Genomic DNA, 17,297 nt, shown 5'->3' with positions numbered 1-17,297 from the left:
AAGTAAAAGCAAGCAAGAAAATCAACATACAGAGGCAGAGCACACAATATAAAAACAATTTTCCCAAGAATTAATTGTAAGTACGGGGAGTACCCGATTTACAGCCCCCCGAGAAAGATACCGGCAATAACTAAAATCAGGCATACGGGTACAAAGACATACTGCATATAGGGGGCGTACCAACTGCCGACCTTATGCTTGGCATGAAGGTTGATATCGTCGAGTGTCTGCTGTGCTCCATATACCCAAAAGATGACAAAGGCCGCTGTAACCGCTGCAAGCGGAAAAATGATGATAGCGACAGCGTCGGTGAAGGTGCCGAATACCTTCATGTCAAAGTTGAGCGGTACGGCGATACATGCTGCTAACGCGGTGATAATAATCGCAGCTTTTTTTCTGCCGATTCTGAATTTGGACATCAGCGACTCGACCGGGACTTCAAGCATAACAATTGAAGAGGTAAGGGCGGCAAACAGTGCACAGAGGAAAAAAAGTATGCCGAAGATATAGCCCGCCGGCATGTGTGCGATAATTTTAGGTACGGCAATAAAGAGGAGCGCTGCACCCGCCTGCGGATTGATTCCAAGCGAATATGCGACCGGAACGGTGAACAGGGCGCACATCACCGAAGCAAGAAAGTCCAAGCCTGCCGTTTGGCGGGCGGTACGGGGAACATCGGATCCCTCCGGCATATAGCTTCCGTATATCAACATTGCAGCTCCGCCGAGGCTGAGAGTAAAGAAAGCCATTCCCAGCGCATATATCCAGATTCTTAAATGACCGAATGCTTCCCACTTAGGTCTTAGCATTATGGCAACTCCGCGTAACGCGCCCGGTAGGGTGAGCGCACGGATAACCATCACGGTAACGACGATATAAAAAGTTGCCATCATCACGGTGGTAAAGCGTTCGATGCCTTTTTGAATGCCGAGACTGACGATCAGCGCCGTTGCAACAAGGGCGGCGAGCGTCCACGGAATATTGGCGGGCGTTCCTGCAAAGGATTCGAAAAAAGCGGGATGCAGCACTGGAAATGTATTGGTAATCGCCAATACAAGATAACGCAGTATCCATCCGATGATAACGGTGTAGAACGATAAAATGCCGATAAGGGCTACGACCGGAAACCAACCGACGGCACGGAGTAGGGGATTCGCGGTTTTTTGCGCAATAACCGATTCAAAGGCAAGTACCGGCCCCTTACGCATCTTTCGTCCGAATGCATATTCTCCCATCAGTCCGAAGGCGGAAAAGCCGAATAAAAAAATGAGGTACGGAATAAGAAACGTGATGCCTCCGAACTCTGCTAAGCGGGCGGGAAACATCCAAATATTCGCCAATCCCATTGCCGAGCCTACGCAGGCAAGGAGCATTCCGATGTTTGTTTTAAAAAGTTCTCGTTTTTGTTTCATTTTTACCTCAATAATTTTGCGGCTGTTTACCTTGTTTCTTTAAAAGCGGCGCCTACCGCATTCATATCCTCGATAAACTGAGGGTAGGATATTCTTACACAATCAAAATCTTCTATACAAGAGGGTTCGGAAAAATTTTCGGTATTTTCCTTCGTTGTATCCGATTGTTGTCCGCTGTGATACCGTGCGGCAATTCCGCAGGCAGCAACGGCGAGCATCATCGCGATGCGGTGGTCGCCGCGGCTCCGTACCCGTGCGGGATGGAGTTTCTGTCCGCCGCTGCCGTTTACGGTGCTGCTGTTCCCGTCGCTGCCGCCGATGCGGAGAAAATCTTCTCCTTGGGTGATATCCGCTCCGAATTTTGCGAGTTCTTCCGCCGAGGCAGCAAGCCGGTCGCATTCTTTAAAACGGCACACACCGGCGTTGAGCAACAGTGTTTCTCCCGTACAAAACACGGCGGCAGCGGCGAGGATGGGAACCGCATCGGGGATATCCGTACAGTCGAAGCGTCCGCCTTTTAATTCGCCGGATATGGGAAAGACCGAAACCGTACGGCGCTCCGTATCGCAGCGGATGTCAGCGCCCATCGCTTTGAGGATGGAAAGCGCCTGCGAATCCCCCTGCGTGTCTGCGGGATCGAGGTTGGTCAGCGTAAGCGCCGTATTGCAGATGACGGCTGCTGTTAGGGGAAAGAGGGCGGACGACCAATCGCCCGGGATTGTTTGCGTAAAGGCACGATAGCGCTGTCCGCCTGCAACCTCAAAATAGCAATTGCCGCGGTTTAGTACCTCGATACCGGCGATGCGCAGCCAAGCGCAGGTCATCCTAAGGTACGGACGTTCCCCTGCATTGTTAAAGGTAATGCGGCTCATTCCGTTTAAAAGCGGCGCTGCAAGGAGGAGTCCCGTTACGGGCTGGGAAAAAGGACCGTCGAGTTGATATGCTCCGGCGGACAGCGGGCCGCAAAAACGGAGCGGCGGGACTTCCATGCTGCCTGTACTGTTCTTAACGCTTGCCGCCGAGTACGGGATGCCCGCTTGCCGGTATACTGAAAGGAGCGGTTCCACGGGGCGGCTCCGAAGGGATTCATCTCCGGTGAGACACACCGGCATATCGGCTGCGGCAAGGATCATCCCTAAAAAGTAGAGGAGGGAACCAGAGTTGCCGAGGTCGAGAATGCGTTCCGCGGCACCGCGCCCTGCGGACGCGAGGAGACCGCCGGCTGGCGGTGTAACTTTGAGCACAAGCGGATTATTCGATACTTCCGTAATGGTAACGCCGAGCTGCCGCAGTACCTGTACGGCGCTTTCCATGTCCCCGCTGATAAGAGGCGCGGTAATAAACGAAGTATCGTCCGCTAAAGAGGCGCAGATGAGGGCGCGGAGCGTATGGCTTTTGGAAGACGGCGCCGTCATCGTTCCGCAAAAAGACGGCGTACTCACTCTGAGATTCATAACTGTCGGTTTATTCTGCTAGCCGGATGTTTTTTTTGTTCGGGGCTTTTTTACCGCTGCTTTTTCGGTTTTTGCATCGGCCGTTTCTTCTGCGGCAGGCTCAGTCGCTGCCGTTCTTTTTTTGCTTACAGCGGACTTGGTTCTTGCGGTTGCCTTTGCATCCGCAGCAGACTTAGCAGATGCAGCTTTTTTTGTCTTGGTACCGGTAGCGGGTTTTGTTGCGTCCGCTTCTTCTTCGCCTGCAGCAGACTTGGCGCTTGTCCTTTTTTTTGTCTTGGTGCTGCTAACAGGTTCTTCTACATCCGCGGCAGATTTGGAAGCTCTGCTTGTTTTTTTTGCCGAGGCTGTTCTCTTGGGCTTTTGTTCAGCTTTTGGCTCTGAGGCAGGCTGAGCGGTTGCCCCGGTATCCTGCACGAGGGCTCGTTCAAGCGCATCGACACGTTCCGACGTTTCGTACCGTTTAAGCTGTACAACCTGTGCTTGTGCCTGCTCGAACCGTTTTGTGTTGCGGTACACACAGGCAAGGTCGTAGTGCAGGTCGGCACTGTCGGCAAAGGCTTCAAGTCCGGTTCGCAATGTTACCTCCGCACGGGCATAGTCGCCTTTTTGAACGGATATGGATGCAATCAGCTGATATATCCGGACGGACGGCTGAATATCGAGCGCCTTAACCAAACCGTCATCGGCCTCGTTGAGAAGGAAGAGCGCATAGTCGTTTTCAGCCTTATCGGTGAGAAGCTCAGGATTTTTCGGATCGAGTTTTAATGCCTTATAATACCACTGCTGCGCTTCTTCGCGGGAATCGTCGTCGGCAAATGCATTCGCTAAGGCATGGAACGCTGCCGCCCGATTCCGCTCCACAGCAAGATCGGCGGTTCCGTTTTCAATATCGAAGAGCGGCAGACACTTTGCAAGTTGCCCCTTTCTGCGTTGTACTTCAAGGTAGTTTACCAACAGGGATACTTCATCGGGCAGTAGCCTGCGCGCTTCCGCGACTGCCGCTTCCGCCTGTTCAATATCGTTTTCGCGCAATGCTGCTAATGCACGTAAATTGTGCACCCAACCGTTGTGCGGATCGGCGGCAAGCGCTTGTTCCAATGCCGGCTGATATTTTCCATTACTTAAATAGAGTGCTTCCGCCAGCCGGAACTGATATAATCCGTACTCCGGTTCAAGGGTACATGCTTTTTTGAATGCTTTGACCGCCTCTTTCGGTTCATCTGTTTTGAGCAGCAGTCCGTACAGGTACCAGTCAGCGGAATCTTCCGAACCTTTTTTGCATGCCGTTTTTAATTTGAGCAAAGCATCATCGTATCTGCCCACTGCGTAAGCATATTTTCCGGCAATCGAAAGCGTTCGGGGATCATTCGGCGCTATACGTTCCAATATCGTAATAACTTCCGCAAGGTCATCGTAGGCTTCCTGCTGTAAAAATGCGCGCGCAGCCTGCATATATGCATCTACCGCTTCCGGCTTTTTCCCGCAATCGTAGAGTTCATTCGCCTGATGGAAGGCAAAAAGCCCCTGATCGGGATTGATTGTAAACGCCCGCCGGTATGCTTCTGCCGATTCTTCGTGCTTGCCCAAGGCATGGAATAAATGTCCTTCAAGGTTTGAAAGGAAGGAGGATTGCGACATCATCGGCTTCGGAACTTTTTGCAGTAAATGCTGTAAATCTTCATACCGTTCAGCCCGATAGTAAATGCCGCCAAGCTCCGCAAAGGCTTCCTCGTTGGAAGGATTCGCTTCCAAGACCGATTGAAATTCCCGCTCGGCTTCGTCAAGCATCCGCTGTGCAAAATAAATGCGGCCTGCCAGTATCCGATCCGCTTCTTCCGGTTCCTTTAACCGTGCTGCAGCCCGGAGCTGGAGCAGGGCAGGAACATACCGCCCCATCGCGTAGAGCGTTTTTGCAAGACTGATGCGGGCATCCGGCGGCACCGCGGAAAATTCGTTTGCTTCCGTGTATGCCGTTTCTACCGTCATCGGGATGGAGTTTAACGAAAAGCGGGAAAGCTGCGCGGTAACCTGCGGGTAGGTTTCCCAGTTTTGAATTGCAAAGGCAATTTTTCCCGCTGCCTGAATGGTGTCATCCTCGCAGCAGGCAACCCAATGGCCGTTTATCAAAATAGTGATAGTCGTATTATTCGCGATCAGTTTGATTGAGTACGCACGTTTTGTATCCGTCTCTTCTTTATGATTTGAATGGTCTGAATAGGACTGATCTGGATCGGAGTGATCTGAACTATGATGATCGATATCGGGATGAGCGGAGCCGGGGATTTTTACCCAGCCTAGGAGGGGCATCGGAGTGCTGTTGACGACTGCATCGAGCCGTACCCATCCCGCATCGGAGATCATCAGTGCGTAAAAGGTACTCTGGCTGATATAACGGAACAGGATTCCGGCAGCGAATCCTCCCGCCTTATCGGTTGGTGTGTCCTGTCCGTCCGGCTTTTTTGCCGGCTCCGGCAAACGCATATCGGCTTCGATAATCACATCCTTATAGCGGAATACCGGATTGACCGTCCACGCATAGAGATGCTTCCGCTGCGCTTCGAGCGTGATGCCGCCCGTATTGTTTCCGGTAGGCTCAGGCGGCGTAAAAGCTGCCGTATATCCGTCACCCGTTTCGGCAGCAAAGCGGCAGTTCTCAGGCTTGGAAAAATCTGCCTGCCATTGTTCTTCAACGATTTCTTCGTAATCAATTGGAATTTCTTCTTTAGGCTTTCGCAGATTTTTAATCTTACTTTTAAAATAATCGATGTAAAGTTTGAACATCCCCATAGGATAAAAATAGCGGAAAAAAGAAAAAAAGTCTATCTGGAGATGTTCAAGGCCGTAATTCTCATCAGATTCCAGTCATACATAAATCAACATTCTTGATATTATTCAATAAATCTTTATTTTCCGCAGTTATTTGTGTTTTTCCTATTCTTATGTGTGTTAGTTTTTTTAAGTTTGTTAAAAACGATACATCCGAAATAGGAGATGAATCAAAAATGCTCAATTTTTGTAAATTTTTAAATTCCGACAATGCCTCATAATTGCATACATTTTTACAATTCTCTATTGTCATCTTTGTGACTTTTGGCAACGTATTGCCAATGTTGTCTAAAGTTTGAAGTTTTGGACAATAAGAGAAAGTCAATTCTTCTATATTCGTATTTAATCTACAAAGCGGAATAGAGGAGGCAGTCAATCTAAAAAAAGAAACTCTTTTTAAAAATTGTAAATTATCTATTTGCTTAAAGAAACTTGCTAAATCACTACAGTTATGAATATCGATACTCTGAAGATTACTACATTGAGAAATATCACTTTTTTTATGCCACTTATAACCAATACTCGTTATATTCTTATTAGTAATACTTCCTATAAATTTTGGACTGCCTAATTCTTTCAGATTTGGCATTTCATTTACAAAAGAAATATCAATTGTTTTATAATCAAATCTTATAATCAAAGAAGAAAGAGTTTTTAATCTTACGATAACTGAAAAATCGTCAATGCAATGCGTGCTATCAACAGTAAGCTTATTCAAATTATACAACTGTAATTCTGCCTTAATTTCATCTGAAAAGTTTGTTATTGAAGCTTCTGAAATTTTATTAGTAGTATCCGTATATAGTTTTAATCCGTTTTTTTCGATCAACATCACCGTTTATTCTCCACCCATACGATTCTATCATCAAACATATATTTGAAATAATCCTAGCATACTGCTTTTTGCCTGTCAAAATGAAAAATCTATAATTTCGGTAATTTGCGAAAGATGTTCGATGTGGTTGTTTTGAAAAATATATTCTCTACAATTGAAATCACTGTATATCTATGCTATAAATAAATATGCAACCGTCCATATCTTTTTATAATGTGAAAGACCCGTCCGTATGCATTCCTTTAGAGATGCTGTTAAAAATAAACGATGAAGAAGGGGGAAATTATATTCCCCGGCAGATACCGATTTTACCCGATTCGCTGATATATAAAAACCCGCCGCCTTCCTTTCGCGATGTTGCATTTGAAGTGTTCCGATCCTTTTTTCGGGATGTTATTCCCGAATCCGATTTATACACCCTTATTGCACGCGCATTTCCTTTCAGGGTTCCGGTATTTCCGATTGATCCCCGTACTTATATCATTGAACTTACCCATGGAGACGGCGGATCGTATACCGATTTCGGCGCGCGGTTTACTGCACAGCTGGTCGATTATTTCTATCAGCGCAGCGGGAAGCCGGTGCATATTCTTTTTGCAGGGACGGAGTGTGAAACGCTTTCGCTTGCAAAAGCATTTTCCGAGTTTGAAGATATTCATGCAACTTTTTTATATCCTAAAGATCCGAAAGATGCTTTTCAGCCCATGATAAAACAGCAATTTCTTTTACTTCCCGAACACATACATATCTTTGGTGTCAACGGCTCTCTGGCTGACTGTAAAGCAATGGTTCAAGAAACGGCAGCAGATGCTGATATTGCCGGCTCGATGGAGCTTTTTATTCCTCATGCAGTGCATATCGGCTATCTGTTATCGCAGGTGTGTTGCTGTATGTATGCTGCATTAGCGGTACTTTCACGAGCCGGTTATGATAACAATATTGAACGGCCGCAGTTGATTATCGGTACTCCGTTGAAGCAGCCGAATGCTCTCAATGCTGCCGTACTTGCAAAAGAGATGGGCGCGCCCATAAACGGTTGTATTACGACAGTTAATGCTGCTTGCCGTATTCCTGAAAAAGACTACGAAGAAGAATGTAAACGCTTTAGAATGCTGTATGCACACAGCGCTCCGGAAAGATGCGCCCCGGAGGTTGCCTTATTTCGGTTTAATCAAGATTCCGTGTTAGAGGCAATGCGAGACTGTAAAGATCGAACAGGTTGTATTATCAGTCCCGATATTGCGACTGTATGGCAGGGGTGGAACGCGGTAAGAAACGGTTCGGTAATAGCGGATGAACATAATTCTATTGAAAGTCTTTGTATGAATACCGGTTCGCTGCCCCGTTGGGTATCCGATGAACACACTGTTCATTCTTGTATCACGATTATCCCGGAAATAACACATCCCGTGTTCCACTCCGAAGCAGTTAGAACGGCAACGGGAATATACCCATCAGTACCTACTTACTTAAAATATAATCCCCAAATAACAGATGAGCCGACACTGGAATGTTCATCCGCAAAAGATTTGAAAGAGTGGCTTTTGTCTCTCGTCTAATCACCTTTTGCAAAAACACCGCTACTGCATGGAACCACGGACGTCCCTGTCCGCAATGCGCCGTATATAGCCCTACCGTAAGCCTTTTGAAATAGCCTGTTCAGAAGTGTACATCCGTGTACACTTCTGAACGCGAGTTTTTGCGAGGCAAAAACATCGCTACTGCGTGGAACCACGGACATCCCTGTCTGTGATGTACCGTGTATCCTCGAAAAAAGCCTTTTGAAAATAGCCTGTTAAGCAGTTGTACATCCGTGTACAACTGCTTAACGACGAGATTTGTGCATAGCCCAAATCTCGCTCCTGTATAAAACCACTGCCATCCTTGGCAGTTCTGCAAATGCTAGGAGCCTAGCCGAAATAAAGCGGAGACGTATCGGGTATACGTTGAGCATTTATTTCGGCGTAGCGACAACGCAGATACGCCGTATATAGCCCTACCGTAAGCCTTTTGAAATAGACGATGCAGATACAAGGAGTACGACAAAAAAGTACCGCAGGCGTATCTGTGATACGTTGAGGACACTTTTTTGCCGTACGACGCAGTAGATGCACCGTATATTTCAAAAGGTCTATTGGCCTTGATATTCTTCAATAGTATCACTCAAATGCTCAAGGGTAACTCCCGCCTGTTTGAACATCTCGATTGAGTCGGCGCTATCGTGGTAGCGTTTTTCGGCGATCACCCGTTTTATACCGCAGTTGATAATCAGCATTGCACATGTTCGGCATGGGGTCATTTTGCAGTAGAGTGTTGCGCCGTCGATGCTGATACCCCGTTTTGCTGCTTGGCAAATTGCATTTTGCTCTGCATGAACGGTGCGGACGCAGTGTTGACTTACAGAGCCGTCTTCGTGCTGCACCTTTTTAAATTGATGTCCGACATCATCGCAATGCGGTAATCCGCGCGGGGCACCGACATAGCCGGTAACTAAGAGCTGGTTATCCCGTGCAATAACGCAGCCGGATCTGCCGCGGTCGCAGGTTGCACGCTTTGCAATTGCACGGCAGACTTCCATAAAGTATTCGTCCCATGTCGGGCGGACATACGGTTCTTCACTCATGTTTTATCCTTTTGGAAAATTTCCCTATAGCCACGGGTTGATGCCTTCACCCTGTATCGTGCCGTTGTTCTGTTCCTGTGTTTCGGATTCGGTACCGGCAGGTTCAGATTCTAGAGGCGGGAAAGACGGCAACGGGGTTCCCTCATCAATGGTTCCCAAATGCGTTTGAGGAATCGGAGGATTAGTCGTATTGGTTGCTCCTGAGGTGCCCGGAGTCTGTCCCGGTTGAGTTGCCGGATTTTGTGTATTTTGCTCTTGTTGCGGAGTAGGCACCTGCAGCTCCGTTGAAGAATTATCTTCACCTGAACGCAACAACGGATCGGATTCCAAAATGTTGCCGGAGGGTACTGTAAGTTCATCGGTTGTAAACGGATCTACCGTATAAGAGGTATTTCCTGTCCGCCTTTGCTTGCTCGGTTCAGGGTCTTCAAAAATACGCGGGTCAATGAGTACATCCGTTTTAATAATGTCAACAGGCGCTTGACCGGTACTGTAATTACTTTTGCGCAGACGGTCTTTTGCAATTTCCAGCAATACATTATTGGCTTCATGATAGGTACAAGCCTCCGTCGGTTCGGTGCCGGATAAAAAGTAGAGCGGCACAGTACCCTCATCGCAATAAGGCGTTTGCAGCATACCGGATTTTGAACAAACCGACACAGTGGTTAATCCTGTTTCAGGCCGGATAAAATCCCGGTACGGCATATCTTCATGAATCGACTTCATAAAGTTTGCCCACGGAGGCCCTGCAAGCATTGCACCGGTATTGTCGAGTCCCAACGACTGACCTCCCTTGTCATATCCGAACCAAACTGCAGCGGTATAATATGGAGAGTAACCGATCGCCCATGCATCCGACCAGTTTTGGGTCGTACCGGTTTTACCTGCAATAGGCATGGAAAAATACTTACCGGTTTTTTTATCCTTAAAGCGGAATTTTGATCCGCTGCCGGAAGCAGTCATAAGTGTTCCTGCGGTAATCGTTTTCTGTAGTACCGATGTCATAAGATAGGCGTTTTGGGGGCTGATAACTTGCATCGCAGTTCCCCTCCGCCGCTGTTCCAGCCGTAAATCCCGTTCGGGATCCATCACAATTGTACCATTGCGGTTTTCTACGGTACGGATGGCAATAGGATCAACCCTTCGTCCTTGGTTTCCAAAGATAGCAAACGCCTTTGCCATCTGAACGGGAGCAACACTGATAACGCCGAGCGCGAGCGGATACAGCCGCGGGAATGTACGGTCTATTTCATCCTGATCGGTGATACCGAGCAGCGCAGCAGAGCGGGTAATCGCAGCATCGAAGCCGATTGTATCGAGTACTTTAATTGCAGGAATGTTCAGTGATTTTGCCAGCGCCCGCCATGCGAGAACAGTGCCCTGCCAATGCCCTGCATAGTTGTTGGGAATATATGGGACACCGCTCTGGTTTTGGAATACTTGCGGCGTATCTTCCAGCACGGTTGCCGGCGTAATCAATTTAGTGTCGAAGGCTGCAGAATATAAAAGCGGCTTAAAAGAGCTTCCCGGTTGCAGACGTCCCTGAGTTGCCCTGATTATCTGATTCGATTCATCGAATTTACTTCCGCCGACAAGCGCCGTAATGTATCCGGTATTATTTTCCAAACAGATGAGAGTTCCTTCAACCGTTTTTCTTGCGAGCTCATCTTGAACTTTTGCCGTACTTTTTGTGCCGGTAATTTTGAGGTTGTTTAAACCGAAAAGCATTGCTGCCATGTCAACAATAGGATTTAAATCACTGCGGTAGTAGGAAAGGGTTTTTGCCTGTACCCGTTCGGAATCGATATGGAGTGCCGGAATATTAAAGGCAAGCGAAACCAGTGCAGTAATGTTGCTGTACAGTTCGCTCTGTGCAAATCGGTGCGAACGGGTATTCCTTACGCGGCTATTGGCAATGCGGATATAGTCTCCCATCTCTTTTTCAGCTGCTGCTTGATGCCGCAGGTCGCAAGTGGTATGTACGATATATCCATCGGAATAAAAATCCATTGTGCCGTACATCATCGTTTCAAGCTGGCGGCGTACATATTCGGAAAACCAGCGGGCTTTATCTTCACGGTTAAACCATGCGGACGAAGCGGTGCGGGTGTAATCGAAATGAGCCCAATACTCATCGTAGGACTCGTCCCGTTCCTCTTTGGAGAGATAACCGAGCCGCACCATCTCGTCGAGAATATAACCTTGACGTTCCTGCACACGGTTCGGATATTCAAAAGGATTGTAATAGGCGGGGTTTGACAGCTGAATAACCAGTATCGCCGCTTCCGCAGGGGTGATTTCCGCGACGGAATGTCCGAAATAAAAACGGCAGGCAGCGCTTACGCCGTAGGTACCTCCGCCGAAATATACTTTGTTCAAATAGAGTTCGAGGATTTCGTCTTTCGAGTACCGGCGTTCCATTTGAACCGCCCACCACAGTTCTTTAATCTTTCGCGAAATACTCATATCGGTACGGTCACAGTACAAGAGACCTGCGATTTGCTGTGTAATAGTACTTCCGCCGCCGAGTGTCTTACGGGTAAGTTTTCCGATAACGGCACGGAAAATTGCTTTTAAGGTAAAGCCGCGGTGCCGATAAAAGCTGCGGTCTTCGCGTACAAGGAGCGCATTGATCAAGGCCGGCGGTATCTGCTCGAATTTAATAATCTCCCGTTTTTCGTTGGAAGAGAATTCGGTAATCAAATCCCCGCGTATATCAAGTATCCGGGTCGGTAAGTCGGGATTAAAAGCCGTAAATTGTTCACTTTGCTTTACGGCAGCCGTTTCTGCCAGTAAGTAGCCCAGCATCGCTGAACCTGCAACAAGCACGGTAAAAACAATAATAAGATAAATATATAAAAAGACGGTGCGTCCGCGCATGTGCCTATAAAAGCATAAAATCATTTTTTTTTCAAGCATATACCTGTGTCTGTACAATATTGACACTTTACCGCTATCAAATAATAATAGCTGCAAGGAGCATATAAAATGAAAAGACTAAATAAGATAGTTCTGTTTGCCGTATTCGGAATTATACAGATTGTATCATTTGTATCATGTGCCAAAAATGAAAGACAAAGCACGAATAATGAGAGTAATCCTGCCGGTGAAGTAGCGGCAGCCGTTCATACGGATACAAAACAAGAGTCTGCGTCCGATATGGGGAATGCTATGGGCATTAGCGGAGTTATTTATGTGAACAATGCGGGACTTTATACGGAAAACGACGAAGGAAAAATGAAGTGGATTGCTGAAGCTTCACTGGGTGATAAGGCGCTCTATTTGGGAGAAAAGAAAGAAGCCGTAAGAACCGATGGACAAAAACGGACATTTTTTCATGTTGAGCTTAACGGGCAGCGTTATTGGATTCAAGAGTATTCTTATGAACCTGATACCATCGCAGCTTTTATTTCGGGACAGGACGTCGTGCTGTATAAATCGGAATCCCTTGCGGCTATGACGGATGAGTTTATCCCTCGTTATGCTATTGTTGCGGTATATAAAGACAGCCTTGAAAAGCCGGACAGTAAATTTATTAAAATTGCAGCGTATAATCCGGAACTGGTTAGTTCATGGAGTATTAAGGATAAATATGTAAAACGGGATGCGGTAGAAATGGATGAAATGAGTGTTTCGGCTATGATTCTCGCTCAGGTTGCGATGGAATCGAAAAACGACACCATACGGACGGAGCTGTTCCAGAATGCAATTGAACTGGGTTCTCCTTATAGCGATACCATTGCAGTTTTACAGTCGCTTTCCGAAATTATGATAAAAGAAGAGAATTTCATGAAAGAGCTTACAGCTGAAAAAATCAGTGAAAAAGTTACGGCTATCGACGATATCAATCTTTTAAGTATTCCCGATGAAGACTCTGCAAGAACGGTAAATATGCTGAAAGCAGGAGCATCGGCTACTGCCACCCGCAAATATATTAAACAGGATGGAGATTCCGAGAGTGGTATTGAATGGCTCTATATCCAAAACAAGCAAAAAAAAGGCTGGGTTAGAGCGGATTCGGTAAAACTTCAAAACGGATAATATTTATTCGTGCAGTTTAATATTACCCCCTGACGCTCTTGATATTTTACCTTGCGTAATCTATAAAAAAAGGTTACACTAAATAAATAGCAGTATCCGAAAGCGATTCAAGTTTTTAAAGATGCCTTAGCAATATTCAGATTTATGAGAACAACATACCCCGATGTGCTGCGTCGGGGTATGTTGATTATTAGAGGAGACTCGATCATGGATAGTAGTACCATTCTGGCTTATGCAAAGCAGTATATGGCGGAAGAAACCGATCCGACATTCATAAAAGAAGTGGAAGCACTCGTTACAAAGAACGATGAGAAAGAGCTGTTTGACCGCTTCTACCGTCAATTGGAATTCGGAACCGGCGGTTTGCGCGGGATTATCGGCGGCGGAACAAACCGGATGAATCCCATGGTGATTAAAAAGGCAACCCAGGGGCTCGCCGACTATATTATCGAAACCTTTCCTGAAAAGGCAAAGAAAGGTCAACTAAAAGCGGTTATCGCGCATGATTCACGCCGCTATTCGGATGTGTTTGCAGAGGCAACCGCACTCATCTTTGCAGCGAATGGTTTTACAGTCTATTTGTTTTCGGCATTACGCCCGACACCGGAGCTTTCCTATGCAATCCGCGAGCTCGGCTGCGATACCGGCGTTGTCGTTACCGCTTCGCACAATCCGCCGCAATATAACGGATACAAAGCCTATTGGAATGATGGAGCGCAAGTTATTCCGCCCCACGATAAGGGCATTATCGACAAGGTAAACACGGTTAAAAAAGTGAACATGATGAACCGTGACGAAGCGATTAAGAGCGGGAAACTCATCATCATCGATAAAGAAATAGACGAAAAATATTGGGCGAGCGTTAAGGCCAAGCTGCATCGTGGTAATCTTATTAAAGAGATGTCCAAGTCCGTAAAAATTGTCTACACACCGCTGCACGGTACCGGTGCGATGCATGTCGAGAAAGTGCTTGGCGATATGGGCTTTAACATCATCACCGTACCCGAACAGCGCCAGCCGGATGGAAATTTTCCGACGGTGAGCTATCCTAACCCCGAAGACCCTGCTGCGCTTAAAATGGCGATTGAATTAGCGGAAAAAGAAGGCGCAGATATTTTAATGGCAACCGACCCCGATGCAGACCGTTTTGCCTCAGCGGTAAAAGATGCCAACGGAAAGATGCATCTTATTACCGGTAACCAGATGGGAGCTCTTTTTACCGACTATCTCTGCCTGACTGCAAAAGAATTCGGCGTTATGCCGGCAAAACCCGCTATTGTTCGTTCCATTGTAACGTCCCATCTGTGTGATCGCATCGCAAAAGGTTACGGAGTTGAAGCCTTTGAATGTCTAACCGGTTTTAAATGGATCTGCAATAAGGCTGATGAAATTTCCAAACAAGGGTATCACTATATTTATGGTTTTGAAGAAAGCTACGGCTATAATTTCGGGATGGAAATCCGCGATAAAGACGGAATTGCAGCTTCCGCACTTTGTGCCGAAATGTCGCTCTATTGGCGTAAACAAGGAAAGAGCTTGTTAGAGCGTTTAGACGAACTCTTTATGCAGTACGGCTGTTTCTACGAAACAACCATCAACAAGGTATTCCCCGGTGCGGAAGGTGTAGAAATTATGAAAAATATGATGATAAAGCTTCGCACTTCCGCGTTAAAGGATATTGCCGGTGTAAAGGTTCTCACCATCCGCGATATCGATCAATCATGTTCCTACAACCCGCTTACTCCCGATAAGAAAGAAACGGTAGATCTTCCGGTAAGCAATGTGCTGCAGTATTATCTTGAAGACGGAACAATTATCAGTGTCCGTCCGAGCGGTACCGAACCCAAGATCAAGTTTTATATCATCCATCCGCAGCCGGTACAGGGTAAGGATGTTGCCGCTGCCCAGACCAAAGCAGAACAGCAGGTTAAAATTTTTGCTCAAGCATTGGACACTCTTGTCTAATGACGAGTTATGATTGGTTGGCTGCCGTATACGACACGGCAGCCTTTATCGCTTTTGATACCGAAACGACCGGACTTGATCCTGCATCGGGGCGTATCGTCGAAATCGGTGCGGTAAAGTTCGACCGGTGCGGTGTTATTGCCCGGTACAATGTGCTTATCAATCCCAAAATGCCGATGCCGGAAGAAGCAGGCAAGGTCAACGGAATCACCGATGAGATGCTGAAGGATAAGCCGCTGATAGCCGATGTCTTTCCCGACTTTTTCGATTTTATCGGCACCGGTGTTTTAGTTGCGCATAATGCTCCGTTTGACATAAACTATGTTAATGCGGAGTTAAAGCGCGCCGGAAAATCTCCTTTAACCAATAAAGCCATCGATACGCGAATATTTGCAAAGGAAGTATTTCCCGGACTTTCCAGCTATGCATTGCAGGATCTTGCCGTGCAGTTCGGCATTACAGCGCTGGAAGCTCACCGAGCCGAAGACGATGCCCGCGTCTGCATGGAGCTTTTTGAAAAGATTTTAAGCAGATTTTTAAAAAACAATCCCGAACTGGTAGAAAAAATCCGTGCAGAAACGGATGCTGCAAGCCTGTTAGCCCCCGAAACGGAGCAAAAAGAGAAAGATTATTCACGGAGTTTATTTTGATACCGCAACAAAGACGAGAAACGACCACAATCCAAAATCCTTTTAAGGCGCCCGTGTATTATTATGCCCGCACCGACTCTACCTTACAAGCCGCCCGCGAATGCCTTGCCGACGGTTGTCCCGACGGCACGTTCATCTATGCCGGCTACCAAACGGAAGGTCGCGGCCGCATGTCCGGCCGGCAATGGTTTTCCCCTGCAGGGGAAAACCTGCTCGGTACACTCATTTTGAGGCAGCCCGCATCCACCGATTTTACGCTGCGGATAGGCTTAGCCGCTAGTCTAACACTCGATTCTTTTTTGCCTTCCGGCGTACGGACTGCCGTTAAGTGGCCGAATGATATCTTGATCAACGGTAAAAAAACTGCCGGCATCCTGTGCGAAAGCGCGGGCGGCTGTGTTCTTGCCGGTGTCGGTATCAACCTGCTTCAAACGGCTTTTTTGCGGAGTATAGAACACACGGCAACTTCGCTTGCAATGATTATCGGCGCGGATAAATGCCCCACGTTTGAAGTGTTTATTCCTGCGCTGCTGACTCAAATACAGGAATGTCTTAGTTGCCGCGATTGGAATGAAGAAATCAGCCGCCGGCTTTGGAAGCGAGGCTCTATGGTTCGCTTTATGCGCGGGCAACAGGAAGACGATATTATCGAAGGCATTCTTACCGGTATCGCTCCGGATGGGGCGCTGTGCATTACGGAAGAGGATAAGGAACATCGGTATTATTCGGGAGAACTGATCTATTAATCATCCTCGCGGCACTTAGGGATGATAACGAGATTCCGTTCCGCGTCATAAAAGGGTGTTTGTACCGGTATCACCTGATAGTCCGGTTTATGAGCGCCCAATGCCTGCATCTCTTCTTCAATTGCAGTGAGCTTTCCTTTGTAGGCAGCTAAGATACCGGTACTGCGAATTCGTTTTTGCAGGGTAGCAAGCATTGCGCGGTCAAGCGGCCGAAACGCTCGGAATACGGCAATATCAAAATAATCGGCAGGAGCTTTTTCCGCTTCGGATTCCAGCACGGCGGTGTTGGTCAATCCCAGCATGGCTTGTACGTTTTCCAAAACAGCGCATCGTTTGTGCATCCGCTCTATTAACGTAAATTTAATGCTGGGATCTTTAAGTAAAAACAGACATGCAAGCGGAATTCCCGGCAGCCCCGCCCCGGAACCGATATCCGCAATAGTACAGGTGTCTTCGCGTTTGTATGAATCGAGCCGGTGCGCTAATGCTTCCCACGGCGCAAGACTGTCGAGGATATGCTTGATAATCAGCTCTTGAGTGTTTTGTACCTTTATCAAATTAAATGCGGCATTAAACGTTTCAAGTTCGCGAATATATCTCGTTAACATCTCTGCCAGTTTGTCTTGCCGGTCTTCAATATGTAATGCGGCCAATCCCGCTTGTAAAAGTTCCGTGTTTTGTGTATCCATTGTAAAGTGCGCTCCTAATGCCGATCACAAATTAAATCTAAGGAAAACCGGTAAGC

12 protein-coding genes are annotated in these 17,297 nt (G+C 47.1%); 5 read left to right on the top strand and 7 right to left on the bottom strand.

Annotated elements, in window-relative coordinates; translation table 11 throughout:
• Positions 1-98 precede the first annotated feature (98 nt).
• The 4 genes from QI63_RS11660 to QI63_RS11645 form a co-directional block, all read right to left on the bottom strand.
• The gene (locus QI63_RS11660; RefSeq protein WP_044016605.1) at positions 99-1,412 is read right to left on the bottom strand and encodes a sodium-dependent transporter; all 1,314 of its coding nucleotides are present in this window, start codon (positions 1,410-1,412) and stop codon (positions 99-101) included.
• Positions 1,413-1,438: 26 nt separating this feature from the next.
• Entirely contained in the window at positions 1,439-2,866 is a 1,428-nt protein-coding gene (aroA, locus tag QI63_RS11655) for a 3-phosphoshikimate 1-carboxyvinyltransferase (protein WP_044016603.1), read from the bottom strand.
• Between the two features lie 18 nt (positions 2,867-2,884).
• On the bottom strand, positions 2,885-5,647 hold the full coding sequence (locus QI63_RS11650; RefSeq protein ID WP_235619711.1) for a tetratricopeptide repeat protein: 2,763 nt from the start codon (positions 5,645-5,647) through the stop codon (positions 2,885-2,887).
• A 70-nt stretch (positions 5,648-5,717) separates the two neighbouring features.
• Complete coding sequence (locus QI63_RS11645; RefSeq protein ID WP_144389686.1) at positions 5,718-6,527, bottom strand: leucine-rich repeat domain-containing protein; 810 nt, start codon at positions 6,525-6,527, stop codon at positions 5,718-5,720.
• Between the two features lie 188 nt (positions 6,528-6,715).
• On the opposite strand from QI63_RS11645, the gene QI63_RS11640 reads away from it, so the two are divergent.
• Positions 6,716-8,086 (top strand): PALP domain-containing protein, encoded by a 1,371-nt coding sequence (locus QI63_RS11640; protein WP_044016597.1) that lies wholly within the window; start codon positions 6,716-6,718, stop codon positions 8,084-8,086.
• 572 nt (positions 8,087-8,658) lie between these two features.
• Here QI63_RS11640 and QI63_RS11635 read toward each other — a convergent pair.
• Both QI63_RS11635 and QI63_RS11630 read right to left on the bottom strand, forming a co-directional pair.
• Entirely contained in the window at positions 8,659-9,150 is a 492-nt protein-coding gene (locus tag QI63_RS11635) for a deoxycytidylate deaminase (RefSeq protein ID WP_044016595.1), read from the bottom strand.
• A gap of 24 nt (positions 9,151-9,174) precedes the next feature.
• Positions 9,175-12,030, bottom strand: coding sequence for a penicillin-binding protein 1A (locus QI63_RS11630; RefSeq protein ID WP_044017392.1), 2,856 nt, complete (start codon positions 12,028-12,030; stop codon positions 9,175-9,177).
• Between the two features lie 108 nt (positions 12,031-12,138).
• Here QI63_RS11630 and QI63_RS11625 point away from each other — a divergent pair, with 108 nt between their 5' ends.
• From QI63_RS11625 to QI63_RS11610, 4 genes are all read left to right on the top strand, one after another.
• Positions 12,139-13,191 carry a hypothetical protein gene (locus QI63_RS11625; protein WP_044016593.1) on the top strand — a complete coding sequence of 351 codons (1,053 nt, stop codon included), beginning with the start codon at positions 12,139-12,141 and terminating at the stop codon, positions 13,189-13,191.
• 207 nt (positions 13,192-13,398) lie between these two features.
• Complete coding sequence (locus QI63_RS11620; protein ID WP_044016591.1) at positions 13,399-15,156, top strand: phospho-sugar mutase; 1,758 nt, start codon at positions 13,399-13,401, stop codon at positions 15,154-15,156.
• Entirely contained in the window at positions 15,156-15,806 is a 651-nt protein-coding gene (locus tag QI63_RS11615; RefSeq protein WP_044016589.1) for a 3'-5' exonuclease, read from the top strand. The genes QI63_RS11620 and QI63_RS11615 overlap by 1 nt, the downstream gene beginning before the upstream one ends.
• Positions 15,803-16,552: a biotin--[acetyl-CoA-carboxylase] ligase gene (locus QI63_RS11610; RefSeq protein ID WP_044016587.1), complete on the top strand. Its 750-nt coding sequence runs from the start codon at positions 15,803-15,805 to the stop codon at positions 16,550-16,552. The genes QI63_RS11615 and QI63_RS11610 overlap by 4 nt, the downstream gene beginning before the upstream one ends.
• On the opposite strand, the gene rsmG is transcribed toward QI63_RS11610, so the two are convergent.
• Positions 16,549-17,241 (bottom strand): 16S rRNA (guanine(527)-N(7))-methyltransferase RsmG, encoded by a 693-nt coding sequence (gene rsmG, locus QI63_RS11605; RefSeq protein WP_044016585.1) that lies wholly within the window; start codon positions 17,239-17,241, stop codon positions 16,549-16,551. The two genes, QI63_RS11610 and rsmG, sit on opposite strands and share 4 nt — an antisense overlap.
• Between the last annotated feature and the right edge of the window lie 56 nt (positions 17,242-17,297).

The sequence above is a fragment of the Treponema sp. OMZ 838 genome, assembly GCF_000775995.1.
Lineage (GTDB): Bacteria > Spirochaetota > Spirochaetia > Treponematales > Treponemataceae > Treponema.
The sequence above is the reverse complement of the archived record's forward strand: the minus strand, read 5'-3'. Positions and strand labels throughout refer to the sequence as shown.